Raw genomic sequence first — 20,797 nt, 5'->3', positions numbered from 1 at the left:
TTCGATGTTCCGGATTTCTTGTCCATCTTCGCTCCATAATGGTTTTGATGAACCAGAAATCCTCCGTCGCTCAAACCCCTAAATCTGTCCGGTAGGTGCTGACGTCAGACAGGTCCTTTGGTTGTGCCGAAGCTCTTGTTTCAGATATCTTCCTTGAGGGCTTCGAGATTGGCGTGAATAACCTTCCAAGTTTCTGGCATATACTCTTGCAGGGCCAGGCGGATGAAAGGCGCGGGCTCGACACCGGTGGCCGCGGCAAGTGCGGGGATCTTTTCGACAGGTATCTTTGTAATTCCATTTTTCATCATCGAGATGATGTTCGAATTACTGTACCCCGCCTCGTTTGCGATTTCGCGCTGTGTCTTTCCGGAAAGCTTGATTGCCATCTCAAGATGGCTGGCGACGTCCGTCTTTGAAGTCATGTGAACTCCTTTTGTACTGTCTGTCGAATGAATGGTTGATCAGCCGCGAAGCAGTCCAACGCGGTAATTTGCGGGTGAGACGCGGATTATTTCCACGGTGTCACCAACACGCGCGCCAGTACGCTCGAAGAACGCTCGGGTATTGGAGCGGTCACGGAAAAACTTGTGGCGTTCGCAGATGTCGGTTTTGCTGGAAACGCCCGGCCCCCACTCGACAGTCACCATCTGCGAACGGCCATCGACCCTCTTGCTGGCGCCGATCGCAGATTCGGGAAACTTTGCCAGAAACTCGCGAAGGTAGAAGTGGTGGTATTTGAGGTTAGCCTTTGTAAGCGTGCTGCGCCCAATCACTGTGCCAACCTCCGGAACCACACCGCAGGGCAAAATATTCGTCGGGTCAGGGTGAACCGGAGCTTCCATTTTTTTCTGACAAATTTCTTCCTCCTTCGGTTACGTGATTTCGTTTTGCCATGAGCACTACCTGTGCAGCTGCGCGCGCATCCTCGCCGGCATCGTGATGCTCGAAACTCAATCCAAGATGTTTTTTCAAAGAAGCAAGCCCGAAGCCTCCGTTTTCCTTCAGTTCAGGCCAAGCGTGACGAGCAATACTGACACTATTCTGCCAGTACCAAGCCGGCTCGTCGCGGCCGAGCGCAAGACAGGCTGGCGCGGATCGCGCTGCGATCGAAACCACTGTGCTGGTAAACGGTACGCCCCATCAAGAAGGGGTCTAGTACCTTCAGAACTGTGTCGATTGTAGGTGCGCCCTGCACCATTTTGGCATCAATACCGTGTAGCCCAGAGAATACCCAATGGCGTGTCCTCGGATTGACCAGTGTTTTCCAGGTTTCGATACTATTGTCATACCGCACGCAGGCAACACCGATCTGGCAGATGCTGCCGCGATCGTGGTGCGCGGTCTCCACATCCAATGCAAAGAACTGGAATGACCCGGATGGCAAAGGCGGAATGGTTTCAGATTTTCCAAGGGCTGCAGCCATACTTCTATCAAAACGTTCTTTCTGGCGTTCTAGCGCTGAAATCTCCAAAGGGCCGAGTTTGAGTCGCTCAATGACTTTATCAACCAATGCAACCGGTTCTGAGTAGATTCCCATGCCTTTGCGGTTCCAGGCGACAACTTCAGGCTGCGCCAAGGCAATCACCTGCGCCTCCAGTTCAGCGATATCGACCATATCTGGCAACGACACCCAAACAGCGCCGCAATATTCCGCAATGAAGGCATTGCGCAGCACCTTGGCGATCCTTCCATCTGCCGCCGTCGTTTCGTCGTTGCGCAATCGGAACATCCGACCAGTGTTGTACATTCGAGAAAAATAGTGGCTGTGGTCTTCCGATCCGGTTCGGTGGCGGTGGTGGATGCGCTTGTTGAGGCTCTCACCTTCGGATTTTGTCGCACCGATGTAACGCAAGGCCCCGTGGTGATCGACAAGCCCATAGATGCCGCGACAGTCTTGCGGTGTTTCACTGGTCGGACGAGTCGGCATTGTGAGCAGAATGTCCAGTATCTCGGAAGCAGAGAGAGTCGCTTTCATGGTCTGACCCATTTTTAACGGTGGAGGCGGCGTACGGCGCTGCGGACAGCCGACATCACCGGATTTTGCTCTACGCCCAGTTCGCCACAATCAAACCCGGCATGCTATCGAGCCCCCGCTCGAGGTGGCGTAAGAAATTCAGGGGGTTTGGCACCCAGCTTCTTGTTGGAAGTCGAACCCTGCCGTTTTGTCGGTGTTTCTTTCATCGGGCCGACGAACTACGATCCTCATTTAGGCAGATTACAGGAGAAGACGATGCGCAAAGCCATTTTCGTCGCACTTGCGGCGGTTTCTATCGGAACTCTCCTGAGTTCCAACCCTGCAACGGCTGCGTCGCTCGGACTGTTCGAGGTTTCTGGTGTCGAGGGGGATGACATGCTCAAGATGCGCGCAGGCCCTGGAACAGGGTACCGCGTGATCCTCGGCCTGCCAAACGGCACCGTGCTGCGCGTTCACACATGTGAGCAAACCGGAGGCACGCGCTGGTGCAACGTATCGCTGGAACAAGCACGAGGGCTCAAGGGGTATGTATCCTGGGCGTATCTTCGGAAACTGTGACCGCAAGCCTTCGGGGAAGACTGGCAGGACGTCAGCCGGCACGCATTGGGTAGCCTTGGCCGTGGTCACCTGCGGGTAGCGCTGATAGGCGCACGCCACCGCTCGTCCCTTCGCCCAGCGCAACCGCTCGAGTTGCAGCCACTGCATCGCCCCACAATGCGGGCAGGGCACAAAGTGGCGCTGCTGGTCGGAAGCCTCGAACTCCCGCTCAATGCAGGAAACCCTCCGGATCGTGGGCGTCGAGACCATCAACACCTTGCGCCGGTACTCAAATGTCGTGGCACGGGCTTCGGTCAGGTTGACCGGATCCCCTTCCTCGATGAGGCGGGATAGGCATTAACCTCATCGAGGAAGACATAGCGCGCCGAAGCCGCTGGTTCTCCTTCTCAAGCTCCTTCAGTCGGGCAAGCTGCGATCTGCCCATCCCGCCATAGAGCTTGCGCCATCGATATAACGTTTGCTGCGTTATGCCGATCTGGCGGACAGCCTCGCCCACCGTTGCGCCTTGGCCTTGCAGAACTTCAACTTGCCGAAGCTTCGCTACAATATCTTCGGGCTTCTCTCGTTTCCCAGCCACCGCTGATCCTCCAGTTTAAGGGACAATCCATCCCAGTTGGTGGACCACTTTCAGGGGGATACTCCACTGGCCCATTCGGTCAAGGCGATGATCCTCGACGGGTTCGGCTTGGGATGGCTGCCCCGTCATCTCTGCGCCCAGGAGTTGGCCGATGGGCGCCTGGCCTTGGCCAGCGGCAGCGCCTTTCAGACCCAATTATCGGTGTGGCTCTATCGAGAGACCGACAATGAAAAATCGACACTGAACCGCTTGTGGCGGGATCTGTCAGCGGGTTAGGCGCCACCAGCGAACGCTGACAAAACGACGGTTCCGTATCCCGCAGCCTTGGCTTATTGTGCCACGAACGCCCGGCCAACCCGCGAAAGCCTGCATGTCAAAGTTCGATGGATATTTCCTGCGCCAACTTCTGGTTCTGTGCGGCTTCTTCGCCTTTGTTCTGGTCGGCGTGTTCTGGATCAGCAAGGCGGTCAGCCTGTTCGACCGGCTGATCAGCAGTGGGCAGACGGCGATGGTGGCGCTGGAGTTCACGGCGCTGACCCTGCCGACGCTGGTGCGCACCGTGATGCCGATGGCGGCATTCTGCGCAACGGTCTATGTCACCAACCGCCTGAACCGCGAAAGCGAGATGACCGTTATGCTGGCAACCGGCAGCAGCCCGTTCCGGCTGGCCCGTCCCGTCATCCTGTTCGGCCTGATCTGCGCGGCGATGCTGGCAACGATCACGCTTTATCTGCGTCCCGCCGCCATGTTGCGGCTCGAGGCGCGTCAGGCCGAGGTGGCCGGCGATATGACCGCTCAACTTCTCAATGACGGGCAGTTCATGCACCCGGTCAAGGGTGTGACCGTCTACATCGGCAAGATTGACCGCGACGGCACGCTGAACGATGTCTATCTGTCGGACCGGCGCGCGCCCGAGCGCGTGGTGACTTATACCAGCTCCAAGGCGTATCTGGCCCGTAGCGGCGAACAGATCGCGCTGGTGATGGTCGAGGGCACCGCCCTGCAGATGGAGACCGGGCGCAAGACCCTTTCGACCACTGTGTTCCGCGATTTCTCCTATGACATTTCGGCGCTGGCCAAGCGGGACATCGAACGGCGGCAGGGCATTCGCGGCATGCCAACTTTGGCGCTGGCCGCTGCGCTAAGTGGCGGCGAATTGAGTGAGACTTATTCCCAAGGCGAGATAGCCGAAGAGTTGCAAGAACGCCTGTCCTGGATCGGAGTCAGTGTCGCTGTCACCCTGATCGGCTTTTCTACGTTGATGTTGGGCACGTTTTCCCGATTTGGCCTCTGGCCACAGCTCATTGCAGCCTTTGCCGGCCTCATCGCGCTCGAGGGAATGCGGAGCACCGCGACCGCATTTGTTGCGACCCACCCCGGCCTGTGGTGGGTTCAGCACGCGCCCGCCCTGGGTGGCATTTGCTTGTCGATCATGTTTCTGATGATCGCCGGACGTCCGCTGCGATTGCGGCAGCGACCCTCCGCAGACCTCGCATAGATCAAGTTTACGGGCCTATTCGAACCCCGCATCCCGGGCGATCATTGCGGCGTGTGTCCGGTTCTTGGCATTCAGTTTCTTGCACAAAGTACGGACATGCAGCTTGATCGTTACCTCCTGCAAGTTCATTTCGCGGGCGATCTCCTTGTTGGGCATACCGCGGCACAGCCCGCTAAGAACCTGTTTCTCCCGCCGGCTTAGCGCGGCGGTCATATTGTCGCCCATGGATTCTTCAGGTGCTTGCAACACGGTGCTGGGTACAAATACCTCGCCCGCTACCATGAAACGAACGGCATTCAACAGGCTCTTGGCTGCCATTGACTTGGGAATGAAGCCCGCTGCCCCGGCGTTGACCGCATCTTGGGCGATCCGATTGGGCGCGGTTCCACTGAGCAGCGCAACCGGTGTTTCGGGCGCCTGGCGGACCGTTTGGCGCAGCCCATCCAGGCCATTCATTCCAGGCATGTTGAAATCGAGCAGAACAAGGTCGAATGGCTTGCCATCCCTGAGTAACTGCATTGCTGAGGTGAAGTCATGTGCCGTAACAACTTCGGCCTGACCCTCTGACTTGAGATAGGCCGAGATTGTATCCCGAACCAGTGCATGATCGTCGGCCAGAAGAATGCGCATGCGTTTCCCAAATACAAAGGACTAGAATTGACGCTACTCTAGCCTCGGGTTGGCGCCGCTGCCAGAGTGGAGCGCTGGAAAATGTCGCATCAGATGGGCGGGCGATAAACGTGATTCCCGATCTAAGACCGGTAGGGACCTAAAGGTCGCGCTCAACCGTTTTGCTGTCTGTAAGAATGCTAACGACCCTACGTTAATGCGCCAGCCATGACTTCTAACGCAATTGTGTTCCGGACTTATACTAAAGGCTATTTCGATAACCCAAAGTGTTGTGCCCTCTTGTTCTGGGACTGACATAAATTGACGAATGGTATTGGTTTTTTGGAGGCGGAGATGAGGAGACTTGCAATTGCACTGTCGTTGTTGGTTGGAACGCTTCTTGCGCCCGTCGGACATGTGGCCAACGCAGGTGAAGAGTTGCTTGTCATCAGCGCTTCCGATGGTTCGGTCACGCGTCTCGATCTTGGTGACCTGAAGGCGCTCCCTGTCAGCGAAATACGTACAAGAACGATCTGGACCACAGGAGTACAGGAGTTTCGCGGTGTGGCCCTGCGCGACCTGCTCGATCATGTGGGCGCTGCCAGCGGTATGATCACCGCTGTCGCGCTCAACGATTACTTGATCCAAATCCCAACCTCGGATGCTACGATACCTGGCCCAATAGTGGCCTATCTGCATAATGGCAAACAAATGTCGGTGCGTGAAAAGGGCCCCTTGTGGGTCGTGTATCCCTATGATGACAATCCTGTCTATAACACCGAAGAATACTATGCCCGAAGCATCTGGCAGCTGATCCGGCTGGAGGTGCCAAGGTAGCTGACGCTGGGGTGACGAGATCGCGATAGGTTTGATGAGATCGTTAAATAGCCGGCTAAGAACCGGTTTCTGGCTTACCCTCGTGCTGATGCTGATTGCGTATTCCGCGATGCTCGGGCGCGAAGCGATGGTGCGCCTCGACAGCCTTTCAACCGCCGCCTCTGATGACATCCGTTGGAACATGTCTCAGCTCGAAGTGGAGTTGTTGCGTCTTCAAAGTGCATCATTCAAGGCGCAGAGCGGGGAACCGGCAGATCTGGCGGCGCTTCGAACCAGGTTCGATATCTTCTACAGCCGCAGCCAGATCGTGCTGCACGGCGCATTGTACGGTTCGGCACGCGCGGTTCCTCAGGTGCGGAGCAAGCTGACTACGCTGGCGGATTTCTTGACTGACAGCCTGGAGATCGTCGATGCGACCGATCCCGTGCTAGTCACTCGTCTGCCAGAGTTCGCGACGAAGGTGGAGCTGTTGTCTCCTGAGGTGCGCGACATGGCGCTGACCATCGTCAACACATCTGCCCGTGCTGCAGATATCCAGCGTGTCAAAGTTTCCGAGACACTCAGGCGTTTGGCGCTGGCGGTGTTGGGATTGCTGGTCGCACTTTCGATTTTCGCGCTGCTCCTGCTGCGTCTCTATCGCAGCGGCCAGCTTGTCTCAGCGGAGAAGGAAGCGGTCAAATCGCGTTTCGAGGCCGCTGTTAGATCAGCGCTGGATGCCGTTTTGGTGGTGGATACCGACGGCCTTATTGTCGAGTTCAACGGTGGCGCCGAAGCCATGTTTGGCTATTCCCGTAGCGAGGCGCTGGGTCAACCGATGGCCGATCTTATCATCCCCCCCCACTATCGCGCGCAGCATGAAGAAGGCATGCAGAGGTTTCGCAAATATGGCACCAGCCGTGTGGTCGGCAGGGGACATTTGCGCCTGGAGGGCATGCGGAAATCGGGGGAGGTCTTTCCGGTCGAGCTGTCGATTTCGCTGGCCGAAACCAGCGACCAACTCGTTTTTGTCTCGTTCCTGCGTGATATCACAACCCGGCTCAGGACCGAGCACGAGCTGCGCGAGGCCCGCGATATCGCGCAAGCGGGCGCTCAGGCCAAGGCAGAACTTCTGACGGTGATGAGCCACGAGATGCGAACCCCACTAAACGGGGTTCTCGGTTCCTTGGAGCTGATGGAACGTGACCAGCTGTCGCCCAAGCAGCTGCGCCTGCTGCGCGCGATCCGGGTCTCGGCGGAGTTGTTGCTGAGCCAGGTCAACCGCGTGCTGGAACTGTCTCGGCTAGAGTCGGGAATGATCGAGTTCCCCAAAGAGCCGTTTGCACTTGTGACCATGGTCCAGCGCCTGACCGAGAGCTTGAATGCCGCAGCGGAGGAGCATGGCAACCGGCTCCGTTTGAACGTGATCGGCGACGACCCAGGTATCGTCTTGGGCAATCGCTTCGCGCTTCAGCAGGCGCTGGTCAACCTGCTGGGCAACGCGATCAAGTTTACCCGAAACGGCGAGATTTCGGTTGAGGTTGAAAGGTTGGCCGACGGTCGCATGGTCGAGTTCCGCATCTCGGACACTGGTCTGGGCATTCCCGCCGAGGATATAGATCGGATCTTCGACGAATTCGTTACTATCGACGCTGCGTACGCTCGAGAGAACCCGGGCACCGGACTGGGACTTAGCATCACCCGGCGGCTAGTCTGGGCCTTGGGGGGCGAGATTGAGGTCGAGAGTATAGAGCATGAGGGGAGCCTGTTCCTTATCCGCCTCCCGTTGGAGCCGGGTGAACCGGTCGAAAACGCAAGCGAGAACGAGAAGGAGGAAACTGGATCGCTTTCGGGAAAGCGGGTGCTTGTTGTCGAGGATAACGACATCAACGGGATGCTGCTTTTGGATATGCTGGAAGAGTTCGGTTGTCAGGTCAAGCTGGAGCGCGACGGGTTCGACGGTGTCGCCGCTGCCACAAGCACTCACTACGATCTGTTGCTGGTCGATATCAGCATGCCGGGCAAGGACGGGCTGGCGACTTTGCGAGAGATCCGCGCGCAAGAGGACCCGGCAACACATGTACCTGCCATCGCGATAACGGCCCATGTACGAGAGCAGGACAAGAAAAGATTCGTTGACGCCGGTTTCGACGGGTTTCTGGCCAAGCCGATTTCGATGGCTCAGTTGCAAAAAGAAATGAGCGCACTGCTTTTGTTGCCAGAGGAGGCAGCGGCTGCAGAACCGTCGATTGCTCAGGATTTCATCCAACGGTTCGGAGATGCAGAGTATCGCCGCTATCTGGTCGAGATGGTCGACGAACTAAGCGCCATTTCCAATGATCTCGCCCGTGGTGATCTGACAGATGCGCTCAAGGCGCATGTTCATAAACAGGCCGGATCAGCGGCGATTCTGGGCCAGATCGATCTGCACGCAGTTCTGCAAGAAATCGAAGCGGCAAGCCCGGGCGACTGGGCCGCGTGCATGGATGGTGTTCTGGGTCGGCTCAAGAGCGAACTGGCAGCTATCAGGGTCGTCGCCTCGGGCGGTTAGAGCCCCAGACCGGTCTTGCGGCCTTCGTGGATCGCGGCGGCGGCAAGCCGGGGGGCCGCGGCGTCGCCAATGCTGGTGGCTTCGATCCGCATGGTCTGCAAATCTTGCGACAAGCTGATTTCTGGGGTGTTGGCGGTGGCCAGAACGAGGCTGTCGGCGGCGATCACCTCCGCCTCTCCGGTCAGCAGCGATCGGACTTCGGCGCCCGCGCCGCTCCACTCCGTCAGGGCGCTTTCGGTGACGAAGCGCACGCCCAGACCTGCCAGCGCGGCGCGGGCAGGGAAATCGGTGGCGGACCGCACCAGTTCGCGCCCGACCATGGCGTCTGGGGTGACGATGGTGACCTTGTGCCCCTTTTCTGCCAGGTGCCAGGCGGTGCCGATACCGCGCCAGTTGCCTGCCTCGTCCAGCAGAACGACATGATCCCCCAGCCGGGCGGCGCGGGTCATCACGTCTTGGATGGACCAGACCTGCCCTCGTTCGATCCCCGGCAAGCGGGCCACATGCGGCAGCGCCTTTTGGAACCCCGTTTCCGGCGGGGCGGAGCCGGTGGCCAGTATCACGTGTTCGGCACCGATGGCGGCGACCTCTTCGGCATCCAGATAGGTGTTATAGCGGATCTCGACCTGAAGCTGGCGAAGCTGCCGTTCGTACCAGCCGATCAGGTCGGTGATCTGGGCCCGGCGCGGTTGCAGCCCGGCAAGCCTGAACTGGCCACCCAGTTCCGGCCCCGCTTCGGCCAGGATCACCCGGTGGCCGCGCTCGGCGGCCACCCGGGCGCATTCTAGCCCGGCAGGGCCGCCGCCTACCACCAGCACGGTCTTAGGAGCCTGCGCAGGTGTGAACCGGTCGCCGCCCCAGAGGTATTCATGCCCGGCCGAGGGGTTCACCAGGCAGGAGATATAGTAATCGCGCCCGCGCCGGCCCCAGCATTGCTGGTTGCACGAGAGGCATCCACGGATGTCTTCGGGTGCGCCGCGTTCGGCCTTGGCCACCAGATGCGGGTCAGCGATCTGGCCGCGCACGATCGACACCAGATCGGCCCGCCCTGCTCCCAGCACCGTATTGGCGTTGTCGGGAGTGCGGATATTCGCCTCGGCCGTGACCAGCGCGGTCAGGTTCGCCTTTTTCAGCCGTTCGGCCAGATCGGCGCCGAGGTTCTCGGCATACTGGAAGCTGGGCAGAAGCTTGTAGAAGTCGAAATAGCTGCCCGCGCCGACGGTGACATAGTCCATCAGCCCTTGCGCGTCATGCAGCGCCACGATCTCGACCATCTCATCATGGCTGAGGCACACGGGCTTGTCGGAATCGTCGTTCACCGACAGGCCGATGATGAAATCAGGGCCGCAGGCGGCGCGGATGCGCGCCATGATTTCGCGCGAAAGCCGGGTGCGGTTTTCAAGAGAGCCGCCCCATTGGTCGCTGCGCTGGTTGGAAAACGGGGTCCAGAACTGGTCAAGCAGGCAGTGATAGGCGGCCCAGACCTCGACCCCGTCGAAACCCGCTTTCTGGCACCTGATCGCGGCATCGACAAAACCCTGAATGGTTTCCTCGATCTCGTCTTCGGTCATCGCATGGCTGCCATCGTTGTCGTGATAGCTGGGCCCGCCCGAGGGCGACCAGTTGGCGTGCCAGGAATTGTCCCAGTCGCCATGCGCGCCGACATGATAGAGTTGCTGGATCATCACCGTGCCATATGCCTTGCAGGCCTGGGTGATGCGGGCGAAATGCGGAATCACGTCATCGCTGGAGTGGCGGAAATTGCCGCGCGTCAGCACGGCGGCGGCATGGACCGGCATCGGCTCGACCACGATCATCGCGGCGCCGCCCATGGCGCGTTCCTCGTAATAGGCCAGGTGCTGGTCACCCGGCAGACCGTCACGCGCCATGTTGGTGGTATGAGCACCGAACACGATCCGGTTCTTCAGCTGTTTGTGGCGCAGCTGAACCGGGGTAAAGACATGTTTGAAATTCATGCACCGGTCTCCAGGTGGTCGAGGCCCGTGCGCAGGCTTTCGCCCATGCCGGTATCCTCCATATGCAGCCGTAGCCGCTGGTTATAGCCGCCCGGCGTGTTCAGTGCGGCGATCAGGCTGGCGCAATCTGTATCGGCCAGACTCGAGGAAACCAGCGCGCGCAGAAATGCCTCGCCCTGTTCAGGGTCCGAAACGCGTTCGCCCAGCCAGCCCGCCGCGTCATGCACCATCCGGGTCACCGGTGACAGCACCGCCTGGGCGCAGAGATAGGCCGACATTTCGGCGGCATCCCTGACTGCGAAGATCCGGTTACGGGCACCAAAGAGCGCAGTGATCAGATCGGTGTCACCCTGCATCATGATAGCCGAACCACCCTGTGCGATACTCGGAAAGGGCATCATGATCGCCACCGCGCGGGCGGGGGCGACCATGCTGTCCACCTCCTCCAGCGTGGCGCCGGCCATCAGTGTGATAACTTGTTGTCCGTCACGGAAAGTGAGCGCGCCGAGGATCTCGACCGCCTGTTCGGCCATCAGACCCAGGATGATGATATCGTTCTGGTTCACGACTTCCTGATTGGCTGCGACCGAGACATCAGGATAGGCAGCGGCCAGTGCCTGAGCATTGGCCGCGTTGCGTTCCGACACGGTGATCGCATGTCCGTCGCCTGCGAGGCCGTGCACGACGGCGGTTGCGATGGTTCCGGTTCCGAGCACCCCGATCCGCATGTCAGATATCCTTCACCAACCTCAGCGCATCATAGATTGCCGCATGAGTGTTGCGGGCGCTGACCGCGTCGCCGATGCGGAACAGCTGGAATGCGCCGTCGTGGTTGGTTTCGACCCTCTGCGGGGTGCCTGCGATCAGCGCGTCATAATCGATCTCGCCCCCGTTGCGGGACAGAGGCTTGAGATCGAAATAGAGATCGGCATTCGGCATGGTGCCATAGTTGACGACCACCTGATCATAGGTCTTGTCGCTGGTGAAGCTGCTGTAATCGGTGCCGATCCTGGCGCGCAGCTGGTTGCCGTCACGGGTTACGTCCAACAGGCGGCGGGTCACCGTAAAGGTGGTGTCCTTATCCTGAAGTGCACGCATATACGGCACCAGGTTCATGCCCATGATGTCGGGCGCGAACATGCGGTCTGGGGTCATCACCTCGACCTTTGCACCGGCATTGGCAGCGACCTCGGCCGCCATCAGCGCCGGGTGGTCACCGCTCTCGTCATAGATCAGAACATTCTGCGCCGGTTTCACATCGCCCGAGATCAGGTCCCAGGCACTGACAACCAGATTATTCTCGCGTCCGGTCTCAAACAGTTCGGTATTGGGCAGACCGCCGGTGGCGATGATCACCACATTGGGGTTCAGCGCGGTTACATCCGCCGCCTCGGCCCAGGTGTTGAAGCGGAACTCGACATCGCGGGCGGCGCATTGGGCCATGCGCCAGTCGATGATCCCGATCATCTCGCGCCGGCGCGGGTTCTGCGCGGTCAGGCGGACCTGGCCGCCGGGATCGGGCTGGGCCTCGAACACGGTGACATGGTGGCCACGTTCGGCGGCGACACGGGCGGCCTCGAGCCCTGCTGGACCGGCGCCAACGACAACCACGCGTTTGGGCGTTTCGGCGCGGGCAATCGTGTGCGGCATGGTCAATTCGCGACCGGTGGCCGGGTTGTGGATGCACAGCGCCTCGCCCGCCTGATAGATACGGTCGAGGCAATAGGTGGCCCCGACACAGGGGCGAATGTCGTCCTCGCGCCCCTCGACGATCTTCTGCACGATATGGGGGTCGGCCATATGCGCACGGGTCATGCCCACCATGTCCAGCAGCCCCGAGGCGACCGCGTGGCGCGCGGTCGCCACATCGGGGATACGCGCGGCATGGAAGGTCGGCATGCCTGTCGCCTTCTTCACCTCGCCCGCGAAATCCAGATGCGGGGCGCTTTTCATGCCCTGCACCGGGATCACGTCGGTCATCGCCGGATCGGTGTGGATGCGGCCCCGGATCACGTTCAGGAAATCGACCATGCCCGTATCTGCCAGCCGTTTCGAGATTTCGATCCCCTCTTCGGGGCCGATGCCGCCCTCTGCCGCCTCGTCGGCGGTATAGCGCAGGCCGACTATGAAATCATCGCCGACCCGCGCCCGCACGGCGCGCAGCACGTCCAGCGGCATCTTCATCCGGCTCTCAAGGGATTGCCCGCCATAAGGCCCGTCCAGATCGTTGGTCAGCGGCGACCAGAACTGATCCAGCAGGTGGCCATAAACCTGCAACTCGATCCCGTCCATGCCACCCTCTTTCATCCGTTCGGCGGCGTCGGCGAAATCCGAGATGATGCGGGCGATATCCCAGTCCTCGGCCAGTTTCGGAAAGGCGCGGTGCGCCGGTTCCCGGTGCCGGGACGAGCTGACCGAGGGCAACCACTCGCCCTTGTTCCAGCCGGTGCGGCGGCCCAGATGGGTCAGCTGGATCATCACCGCGCAGCCATGGTTGTGGCAGGCATCGGTCAGTTGCCGGATCCACGGCACCACCTCGTCCTTGTAGGCCAGGATGTTGTTGAAGACCGGCGGGCTGTCGCGCGATACCGCCGCTGATCCGGCGGTCATCGCCAGCGCCACGCCCGCGCGCGCGCGTTCGGCGTGGTAGGCCGCATAGCGCTGTTTCGGCATGCCGTCTTCGGGATAGGCCGGTTCATGCGCGGTGGTCATGATCCGGTTCTTCAGGGTCAGGTGTTTCAGCTGAAAGGGTTGCAGCAGCGGATCACGGCTCATGATATGTCCTCAATACCAGGCGTCGGGCATGGATGCTTTCTTGCGGTCAATGAAATCGCGCAGCGCCTCGTCGGTGGCGTCGTCCATCGGCGGCGCCTCGTAGGTGTTCAGGATATCCTTCCACCGCTGATTGGCGCGCTGGGCATAGTCGGCGCTGCCCTGTTCCGACCAAGTTTCGTGGGTCTGGTCGTCGTTCAGGCCGCTGTCCCAATAGGCGGTTTCATAGTGGCGCAGGGTGTGGTCGGTGCCGAACAGGTGTTCGCCCGGCCCGTTCTGCGCCAGTGCCTCAAAGCCCAGCGTATCCTCGTTAACCTCGATTCCGGCAAGGTAGGAATGCAGCGCGCCGCACATGTCGGTGTCCATCACGAATTTCTCATAGGACATGCTGAGCAGACCATCGACGAATCCCGCGGAATGCAGGATGTAGTTGGCGCCGCCCTGAACCGCCGACATCATCGACATCATCGCCTGTTGCATGGCCTGCCCGTCGGGCGCCTTGGAGGTCGAGAAGTTGCCGGCGCAGCGCAGCGGCATGTTCAGGCGGCGTGCCAGCTGTCCCATTACCAGCGAGCCCAGCGCCGGTTCGGGCGTGCCAAAGGTTGGGCTGCCCGAGCGCAGGCTCATCGACGACAGGAAGCCCGCCAGGATCGCGGGTGCACCGGGGCGCACCAGCTGTGTGAGCGCGCTGGATGCCATCGATTCGGCGAGGCATTGCGCGACGGCTCCGGCCATGGTCAGCGGCGACACCGCACCCCCCAGCAGGAACGGCAGGTGGATCGACCCCTGCCCGGCCTCGGCATAGGTGCGGATACCTCCGGTGGTGACACCGTCCAGCACCAGTGGCGAAGTGGTGTTGAAGTTGCCCATGATCACGCAGTTCTGGTCGACAAACTCCGCGCCGAACAGAATGCGGCACATCTCGATACTGTCGGCGGCCCGTTCCGGTGCGGTGATCGAGCCCAGGAAGGCGCGATCGGAATAGCGCATGTGCGAATAGACCATGTCGAGGTGCCGTTTGTTCACGGCGATGTCCGTGGGCTCGCAGATGGTGCCGCCGGAATGGTGCAGCCAGGGCGAGGACTGGCCCAACTTGATCAGGTTCTGGAAATCCTGGATGGTGCCGTAGCGGCGGCCATTGTCCATATCCATAACGAAGGGCGAGCCATAGGCAGGTGCGAACACCATCGCGTCGCCGCCGATTTCGACCGTGTTGGCCGGGTTGCGTGCATGCTGGGTGAAGCGTGCAGGCGCGGTTTTCAGGATCTCGCGCAGCATCCCCGGCTCGAACCTGACATTCCAGGCATCGGCCCGCAGCTCGGTGACCTGGGCCCCGGCCTGTTTGTAGAGCCGCATCGCCTCGGCATCATCGCGCAGTTCGATCCCGATCTCGGCCAGGATACGGTCGGCGGTTGCCTCGATCTTGGCCAGCGACTCCTCGCCCAGCAGATCGTAGGTCGGGATCTTGCGGGTGATGTAGGGCACGCGCAGATGGAGGTTCTGGCCGGGCTCGGCGGAGCGGCCTGCCTTGCCAGAGGCGCGGCGGGACCGGCGGGGCCGAAGGGATGTCTGTTCGCTCATGTGAAACTACCTGCCGAAATCGGGTTGGATGGATATTCTTGGCCGAGACTCGACACATGTGTCAAGATACTTGTGCATAGGTGTCAATCCTGCTACCTCATCGGTCATGTCACTGGCACCCAAACACACCGGATCCGAAAGCGCCTGGTTGGACGCGGCCTATGAATTGTTGACCGAAAACGGCGTCGAGGCGGTCAAGATCATGCCGTTGGCGCAAAAGCTGGGTGTGTCACGCACCGGCTTCTATTGGTATTTCAAGGATCGCGAGGCCCTTCTGGAGGCGATGATCCAGCGCTGGGAAGAGAAGAACACCGGTAATCTGGTGGCCCGCGTGAACGCATTTGCCGAAAGCATTGTCGAGGCGATGTTCAACCTGTTCGACTGCTGGCTGGATGACGGGCTGTTCGATGCGCGTCTGGATCTGGCGATTCGCAACTGGGCGCGCAACGATCCCGCGTTGCAACTGCGACTGGACCGGGCCGATCAGGCCCGCCAGGACGCGGTGGCGGGTATGTTCCAGCGCTTTGGCTATCCCGAGAATCAGGCCCGGGTACGGTCGCTGACCGTGATGTATACGCAGGTCGGCTATATCTCGATGCAGATCGAGGAACATCCCGATATCCGCATCGCCAACATGCCCGATTATGTCGAAGTGTTTACCGGCGTCACTCCGGATCAGGCGGATGTGGACCGGTTCCTGTCGCGGCACGCGGCCAAATGGCGGGCTGCTGCTAACCAGATGTAAACTTGGCGGGCGATAGCCTCTGGGGAACTGGAAGAATCCCCGGACAGGCAGAATGCCCTTGAAACTGATTTACCGCTTGGCCGCGGTGGTGTGGCTCACCGCACTGCTTGCGCCAGCACCGGCACAGGCAAAGCTCGATCCCGGTGTGTCGTCCCTTTGTGACCAGGCCGCGCGCCGTGCGGCCAGCCGCCACGGAGTCCCGCTCGACGTTCTGCGTGCGATCACGCGGGTCGAGACCGGTCGCCGCAGTGACGGCCAGTTGGCGCCCTGGCCCTGGACAGTCAATATGGAGGGGGCGGGGCATTGGTTTCCAACCGAATATGCCGCCCGCAAATTCGTGTTCGAGCGGTTCAAATCCGGCGCCCGCAGCTTTGACGTGGGGTGTTTCCAGATCAATTACCGCTGGCACAGCCAGGGGTTCTCTTCGATCGAGGAGATGTTCGACCCCGAGCGGAACGCCGATTATGCTGCCCGGTTCCTGAACGACCTGTTCGGCGAACTGGGGTCCTGGTCGGCGGCGGCGGGGGCTTATCACTCGCGCACGCAATCCCTGGCCGATGCCTATGCCTCGCGGTTCGACCGGACACGCGCGGCGCTGGGTGAGGGGCCGCTGCCTGGACCAAGGCAAGGGTCTGACTCTCGCGGGCCTCAACCCTTGCTCGCCCGGCAGGATGCGTCATCTGGCCCGGCTCGGCTGGGATCGCTGTTTGCAACCGGATCGGGCGCCCGCCCCTTCATTTCGTTCAACTAGGATCGCGCCGTGCCCAAGCTTTCCACCGAAACGCTGTTCAGCCCCACGGTTCTGCTGGCGCTTGCCCTGATGGCGATCATCGTGATGATGATTCTGCCGATGCCGGCCTGGGTTCTGGATATCGGCCTCGCTGCCTCGTTTGCGCTGGCGATCCTGATCTTTACGCTGACCCTGTTTATCGAGCGGCCGCTCGATTTCTCGGCCTTTCCGACCATCCTGCTCGCCTCGCTGATGCTGCGGCTGTCGCTGAACGTGTCCTCGACCAAGCTGATCATCGGTCAGGGTCATACCGGCCCGAACGCCGCCGGAGACGTGATCGAGGGGTTTGCCCAGTTCGTGATGGGCGGCAGCGTGTTTCTGGGCTTGGTGGTCTTTGGCGTTCTCCTGATCGTCAACTTCATGGTGATCACCAAGGGCGCCGCCCGCATGGCCGAAGTTGGCGCACGCTTTGCACTCGATGGCATGCCGGGCAAGCAACTGGCCATCGACAGCGACATGTCGGCAGGCGCTATCGACCATCAGGAGGCGAAGGCGAGACGCGAGTTGGAGCAGCAGGAAACCACCTTCTTCGGCTCGCTCGACGGTGCGTCGAAATTCGTCAAGGGCGATGCCATCGCCGGGCTGCTGATCACCCTGCTGAACCTGATCATGGGCCTGATCATGGGCGTCATCGTACATGGCATGCCGATGAGCGCCGCGTTCGAGACCTATGCCATCCTCACCGTGGGCGACGGTCTGGTATCGCAGATCCCGGCCGTGATCATTTCGATCGCCTCGGCGCTGCTGCTGGCGCGCGGCGGTACCCAGGGCGCCACCGACAATGCGCTGTTCGCGCAACTGGGCAAGCACCCGGCGGCACTGGCCACGGTGGCGCTGTTGATGGTTCTGTTCGCGCTGGTGCCCGGCCTGCCGTTCCTGCCCTTCATCTCGGGCGGGGCGGTTCTGGGATATGCTGCCTGGCGGATGCGCCTGAAACAGAAACAAGAGGCTGACAGCGCCGCCCGGATCAGCGAGGAACAGACCCCGGTGGCGCGTCAGGGGATCGGCGATATCCTCGATCTTGACGATGTGCACCTGGAATTCGCCCCCGATCTGGTGGGAATGGCGCTGGATCCGGGCACCGGGCTGGACGCGCGCATCGCCAATATGCGAACTCACGTGGCTTCGATCTATGGGCTGATCCTGCCAGATATCCGCCTCACCGATCAGGCCGAACTGCCCCAAGGCACCTATGTGATCAAGGTGCAGGGGGTCGAGCAGGTGCGCGGCGTGCTGCATCCCGATCTGGTGCTGGCGTTGATGACCGACCATCCCGATGCGCTGCCCGCGGGCGAGGACGTGACCGAGCCGGTCTATGGCGCCCCCGCCCGCTGGATCCTGCCCAAGGACCAGGAGGCGGCGGCGCTGTCCGGCGCGACCATTGTCAGCCCGCCCGAGATATTGGCCACCCATCTGCTGGAAGTGATCAAACAGAACTTTGCTCGCCTGCTGTCACTGAAATCGCTGCGCCGCCTGTTGTCCGAGATGACCCGACTGTCCGATCCGGTCCGGTCCGAGGCCAATCAGAAACTCTTGGACGAACTGATCCCCGAAAAGGTGCCGATCGACACGTTGCACGCCGTTCTGCGCCTGCTGCTCGAGGAACGCGTGTCGATCCGAAACATGCCCCTGATCCTCGAAGCGGTGGCCGAGGCGCGACTGGCCACCACCCAGCCCGAGGCGATCTGTGAACATGTCCGCCAGCGGCTGGGCTTTCAACTGGTGGCCGAGATGAAACGCGCCGACGGGTCGATCCCGCTGGTTCAGCTGGCGCCGGAATGGGAGGATGCCTTTGCCACCTATCAGGTCGATGGTGCCGGCGGTGGCCTCGATATCGCGCTTCCGCCCGACCTTTTCAACAAGCTGGCCGATGGCGTTGCCAAACGCCTGTCGCAGACGGCGGGGCAGGGGATATTCGCGGCGCTGGTGACTTCGACCCGCCGCCGCCGTTTCCTGCGCACCATCCTGCGGGCGCGCGGCATTTCGAACCCGGTCCTCTCCTTCGAGGAAATCGGGATGGAAGCGCGCCCGGCGCTGGTGGGACAGGTGCCCGCATGATCGCGCTGCCGCCCGAGTTGCTGGCGCTGATCTCGGGCGAGCTGTGGCAGCTTTTTGCCGTGTTCCTGCGGGTCTCGGCCCTGGTTTCGGTTCTGCCCGCCTTTGGCGAGCAGTCGATTCCGATGCGGGTCCGCCTTGGGGTCGCCACCGCCTTTGCCATGATCGTGGCCCCAGCTGCGCCGGCTGCCCCCGAGGTCACAAATGTCCCGCAATTCACCGCACTTACCGGAACCGAGATATTGGCTGGGCTGGTCATGGGGCTGGGCATCCGCCTGTTTGCAATTGCACTTCAGGTGGCGGGCATGATCGCGGCGCAGGCCACATCGCTGTCGCAGCTGCTGGGCAATGCAGTGGCCGAGCCGACGCCCGCCATGGGCCATCTGCTGATGATGGGCGGGCTGGCGCTGGCGGTGATGTCGGGCCTGCATGTACGGGTGGCCGAATTCCTGATCCACTCCTACTCGATCTTTCCGATCGGCGAACTGCCCCATCCCGGCGATCTGAGCCAATGGGGTGTCGCCCAGGTCGGACGCATGTTCGCGCTGGCCTTCGGGCTGGCGGCGCCGTTTGTGATCGCCTCGCTGATCTATAACCTGACCCTTGGGGCGATCAACCGGGCGATGCCACAGCTTATGGTCGCCTTTGTCGGGGCGCCCGTGATCACACTTGGTGGTATGGCGCTGCTTCTTGTCGGCACACCGCTTTTGCTGTCGGTCTGGCTCGATGCGCTGTGGAGCTTCTTTCAGGATCCGGTTGGGGCACGCCCATGAGCGGACAGGACGACGACAGCGACAAGTCATTCGATCCGACCCCGCAAAAGCTCCAGAAAGCGCGGGAAAAGGGAGAGGTTGCCAAATCCGCCGACCTGTCGGTGGTGGCGGCCTATGCCGGTTTGTTGCTGGCACTGTCAGCGCTGGGCGCGGCGAGCGTGACCAAGCTGGGCACCGCGCTGACGGTGTTGATCGGCCAGGCGGATGGCCTGTCGCGCCTTGTCTTCGAGGGGCGTGCTGGTGGGCCGGTCGGCGGGCTGATCGGAACGGTGGGGGCCGCGATCCTGCCCTGGTTCCTGGTCCCGGCGGCGGCGGTGATCCTGTCGGTGGTGGCTCAGCGCGCCTTTGTCATGGCGCCCAGCAAGCTGGTGCCCAAGATCTCGCGCATTTCGATCCTGCAGAACGCCAAGAACAAGTTCGGGCGCGGCGGCCTGTTCGAGTTTGCCAAGAGCTTTGTCAAATTGCTGCTCTATTCGGTCTGCCTGGGCTTCTTCATCAAGCTGAACCTGTCCGACATCGTCTCGTCCGCAGGGATGGAGGCGCGCCAGTCGGTGCTGCTGATGGCGCGGCTGTTGATGCGGTTCATGTTTCTGGTGGCGACGGTGGCGCTGGTGATCGGGGCCATCGACTATCTGTGGCAGCATGCCGAGCATATCCGCAAGAACATGATGTCTCGCAAGGAGCTGATGGACGAGACCAAGGATGCCGAGGGCGATCCGCATATGAAGCAGAAGCGGCGCCAGAAGGGGCAGGAAATCGCGATGAACCAGATGTTGGCCGATGTGCCGGGGGCCGATGTGGTGATCGTGAACCCGACCCATTACGCGGTTGCGCTGAAATGGTCGCGTCTGCCAGGCGCGGCGCCGATCTGCGTGGCCAAGGGAGTCGACGAGGTGGCTGCCGCGATCCGCCGCAGCGCGGCCGAGGCCGGGGTGCCGATCCACTCCGATCCGCCCACCGCGCGGGCGCTGCATGCCGGTGTCGAGATCGGGCAGGAGATTTCAGAAGAGCATTATCGCCCGGTCGCAGCCGCGATCCGCTTTGCCGAGGCGATGCGCAAACGGGCCAAGGGGAGGGCATGGTGAAACGGTCGGTGCTGAACCAGATGACACGCGTGGGAGAGGCGCTCTATCTGCGCGAATACGAGCGGATTCGAGCCGTTCTGGAGGAAGAGGCGCGCATCGCCGCGCAGATCGCCCGGCTTGATGACCAGGTCGTCCGCACCCGTGCCGAAGGATCGGGAGATCATGGCTATCGCTCGGTCGGCGCCGACATCCTGTGGCAAAGCTGGGAGAGCCGGACTCGCCGCCAGCTGAACTCCGATCTGGCGCGCGCGCGCGCGAAACGGTTGTCGATGATGGATGATCTGAAACGCGCCTTTGGCCGCAAGCAGGCCATCGCGCAGATCGCGCAGGACGACAAAACGGCCCGGGCAAAGGCCCGTCGCAAGGCGCAGCTTGATGCGCTCACCCGTGACGCCACGCTGCGTTAGGCCCGTTTAACCGGTACAGACGCAGAAATGCC

19 protein-coding genes and 2 pseudogenes are annotated in these 20,797 nt (G+C 61.3%); 11 read left to right on the top strand and 10 right to left on the bottom strand.

Going from position 1 to position 20,797, the window contains the following annotated elements; all coding sequences use genetic code 11:
* Positions 1–140: 140 nt before the first annotated feature.
* The 3 genes from AC2FNY_RS07640 to AC2FNY_RS07630 all read right to left on the bottom strand — a co-directional run bounded on the left by AC2FNY_RS07640 (position 141) and on the right by AC2FNY_RS07630 (position 1,975).
* Entirely contained in the window at positions 141–422 is a 282-nt protein-coding gene (locus AC2FNY_RS07640) for a helix-turn-helix domain-containing protein (RefSeq protein ID WP_234165279.1), read from the bottom strand.
* 39 nt (positions 423–461) lie between these two features.
* The gene (locus AC2FNY_RS07635; RefSeq protein WP_496802098.1) at positions 462–842 is read right to left on the bottom strand and encodes a hypothetical protein; all 381 of its coding nucleotides are present in this window, start codon (positions 840–842) and stop codon (positions 462–464) included.
* Between the two features lie 194 nt (positions 843–1,036).
* Positions 1,037–1,975 carry a 3'-5' exonuclease family protein gene (locus AC2FNY_RS07630; RefSeq protein WP_496802097.1) on the bottom strand — a complete coding sequence of 313 codons (939 nt, stop codon included), beginning with the start codon at positions 1,973–1,975 and terminating at the stop codon, positions 1,037–1,039.
* Between the two features lie 255 nt (positions 1,976–2,230).
* On the opposite strand from AC2FNY_RS07630, the gene AC2FNY_RS07625 reads away from it, so the two are divergent.
* Positions 2,231–2,533, top strand: coding sequence for an SH3 domain-containing protein (locus AC2FNY_RS07625; protein ID WP_234167717.1), 303 nt, complete (start codon positions 2,231–2,233; stop codon positions 2,531–2,533).
* Between the two features lie 84 nt (positions 2,534–2,617).
* On the opposite strand, the pseudogene AC2FNY_RS07620 reads toward AC2FNY_RS07625, so the two are convergent.
* Positions 2,618–2,898: pseudogene (locus tag AC2FNY_RS07620) on the bottom strand (phage terminase large subunit family protein); the annotation flags it as partial.
* Positions 2,886–3,110 (bottom strand): annotated as a pseudogene (locus AC2FNY_RS07615) (transposase); the annotation flags it as partial. The pseudogenes AC2FNY_RS07615 and AC2FNY_RS07620, both read right to left, overlap by 13 nt.
* 39 nt (positions 3,111–3,149) lie before the next feature.
* On the opposite strand from AC2FNY_RS07615, the gene AC2FNY_RS07610 reads away from it, so the two are divergent.
* Positions 3,150–3,386, top strand: coding sequence for a LysR substrate-binding domain-containing protein (locus tag AC2FNY_RS07610; RefSeq protein WP_234140007.1), 237 nt, complete (start codon positions 3,150–3,152; stop codon positions 3,384–3,386).
* Between the two features lie 94 nt (positions 3,387–3,480).
* Positions 3,481–4,608, top strand: a complete 1,128-nt coding sequence (lptF, locus tag AC2FNY_RS07605; RefSeq protein WP_234140006.1) for an LPS export ABC transporter permease LptF — start codon at positions 3,481–3,483, stop codon at positions 4,606–4,608.
* Between the two features lie 15 nt (positions 4,609–4,623).
* Here lptF and AC2FNY_RS07600 read toward each other — a convergent pair whose 3' ends face one another.
* The gene (locus tag AC2FNY_RS07600) at positions 4,624–5,238 is read right to left on the bottom strand and encodes a response regulator transcription factor (RefSeq protein ID WP_234140005.1); all 615 of its coding nucleotides are present in this window, start codon (positions 5,236–5,238) and stop codon (positions 4,624–4,626) included.
* A gap of 333 nt (positions 5,239–5,571) precedes the next feature.
* Between AC2FNY_RS07600 and AC2FNY_RS07595 the strand changes: the two genes are divergently transcribed.
* Both AC2FNY_RS07595 and AC2FNY_RS07590 read left to right on the top strand, forming a co-directional pair.
* Entirely contained in the window at positions 5,572–6,054 is a 483-nt protein-coding gene (locus AC2FNY_RS07595) for a molybdopterin-dependent oxidoreductase (protein WP_234165285.1), read from the top strand.
* Positions 6,055–6,142: 88 nt separating this feature from the next.
* Positions 6,143–8,581 (top strand): PAS domain-containing hybrid sensor histidine kinase/response regulator, encoded by a 2,439-nt coding sequence (locus AC2FNY_RS07590; protein WP_234167718.1) that lies wholly within the window; start codon positions 6,143–6,145, stop codon positions 8,579–8,581.
* Here the strand turns inward: AC2FNY_RS07590 and AC2FNY_RS07585 are convergent.
* From AC2FNY_RS07585 to AC2FNY_RS07570, 4 genes are read right to left on the bottom strand one after another with little or no spacing between them, the layout of a single operon-like run.
* On the bottom strand, positions 8,578–10,557 hold the full coding sequence (locus AC2FNY_RS07585) for an oxidoreductase (protein ID WP_496802096.1): 1,980 nt from the start codon (positions 10,555–10,557) through the stop codon (positions 8,578–8,580). The genes AC2FNY_RS07590 and AC2FNY_RS07585 overlap by 4 nt on opposite strands.
* Positions 10,554–11,285: an NAD(P)-binding domain-containing protein gene (locus AC2FNY_RS07580; RefSeq protein ID WP_496802095.1), complete on the bottom strand. Its 732-nt coding sequence runs from the start codon at positions 11,283–11,285 to the stop codon at positions 10,554–10,556. The genes AC2FNY_RS07585 and AC2FNY_RS07580 overlap by 4 nt, the downstream gene beginning before the upstream one ends.
* Position 11,286: 1 nt before the next feature.
* Positions 11,287–13,332: an NADH:flavin oxidoreductase gene (locus AC2FNY_RS07575; RefSeq protein WP_234165291.1), complete on the bottom strand. Its 2,046-nt coding sequence runs from the start codon at positions 13,330–13,332 to the stop codon at positions 11,287–11,289.
* Positions 13,333–13,341: 9 nt separating this feature from the next.
* Positions 13,342–14,910, bottom strand: a complete 1,569-nt coding sequence (locus tag AC2FNY_RS07570; RefSeq protein ID WP_496802094.1) for a trimethylamine methyltransferase family protein — start codon at positions 14,908–14,910, stop codon at positions 13,342–13,344.
* A 106-nt stretch (positions 14,911–15,016) separates the two neighbouring features.
* Here AC2FNY_RS07570 and AC2FNY_RS07565 point away from each other — a divergent pair, with 106 nt between their 5' ends.
* The 6 genes from AC2FNY_RS07565 (at position 15,017) to AC2FNY_RS07540 (ending at position 20,765) form a co-directional block, all read left to right on the top strand.
* Positions 15,017–15,655, top strand: coding sequence for a TetR/AcrR family transcriptional regulator (locus AC2FNY_RS07565; RefSeq protein WP_234139999.1), 639 nt, complete (start codon positions 15,017–15,019; stop codon positions 15,653–15,655).
* A gap of 52 nt (positions 15,656–15,707) precedes the next feature.
* A complete protein-coding gene (locus tag AC2FNY_RS07560; protein WP_496802093.1) occupies positions 15,708–16,406 on the top strand; it encodes a lytic transglycosylase domain-containing protein in 699 nt (232 codons plus the stop codon).
* A 69-nt stretch (positions 16,407–16,475) separates the two neighbouring features.
* Positions 16,476–18,503, top strand: a complete 2,028-nt coding sequence (flhA, locus tag AC2FNY_RS07555; protein WP_235790002.1) for a flagellar biosynthesis protein FlhA — start codon at positions 16,476–16,478, stop codon at positions 18,501–18,503.
* Complete coding sequence (locus AC2FNY_RS07550) at positions 18,500–19,273, top strand: flagellar biosynthetic protein FliR (protein ID WP_496802092.1); 774 nt, start codon at positions 18,500–18,502, stop codon at positions 19,271–19,273. The genes flhA and AC2FNY_RS07550 overlap by 4 nt, the downstream gene beginning before the upstream one ends.
* Positions 19,270–20,358 (top strand): flagellar type III secretion system protein FlhB, encoded by a 1,089-nt coding sequence (gene flhB, locus AC2FNY_RS07545; protein ID WP_496802091.1) that lies wholly within the window; start codon positions 19,270–19,272, stop codon positions 20,356–20,358. The genes AC2FNY_RS07550 and flhB overlap by 4 nt, the downstream gene beginning before the upstream one ends.
* Complete coding sequence (locus tag AC2FNY_RS07540) at positions 20,352–20,765, top strand: hypothetical protein (protein ID WP_496802090.1); 414 nt, start codon at positions 20,352–20,354, stop codon at positions 20,763–20,765. Before flhB ends, AC2FNY_RS07540 begins: the two co-directional genes overlap by 7 nt.
* Positions 20,766–20,797 lie beyond the last annotated feature (32 nt).

This window comes from Ruegeria sp. BHSC223 (genome assembly GCF_059613025.1).
This window is presented reverse-complemented; position numbering and strand designations above follow the sequence as displayed.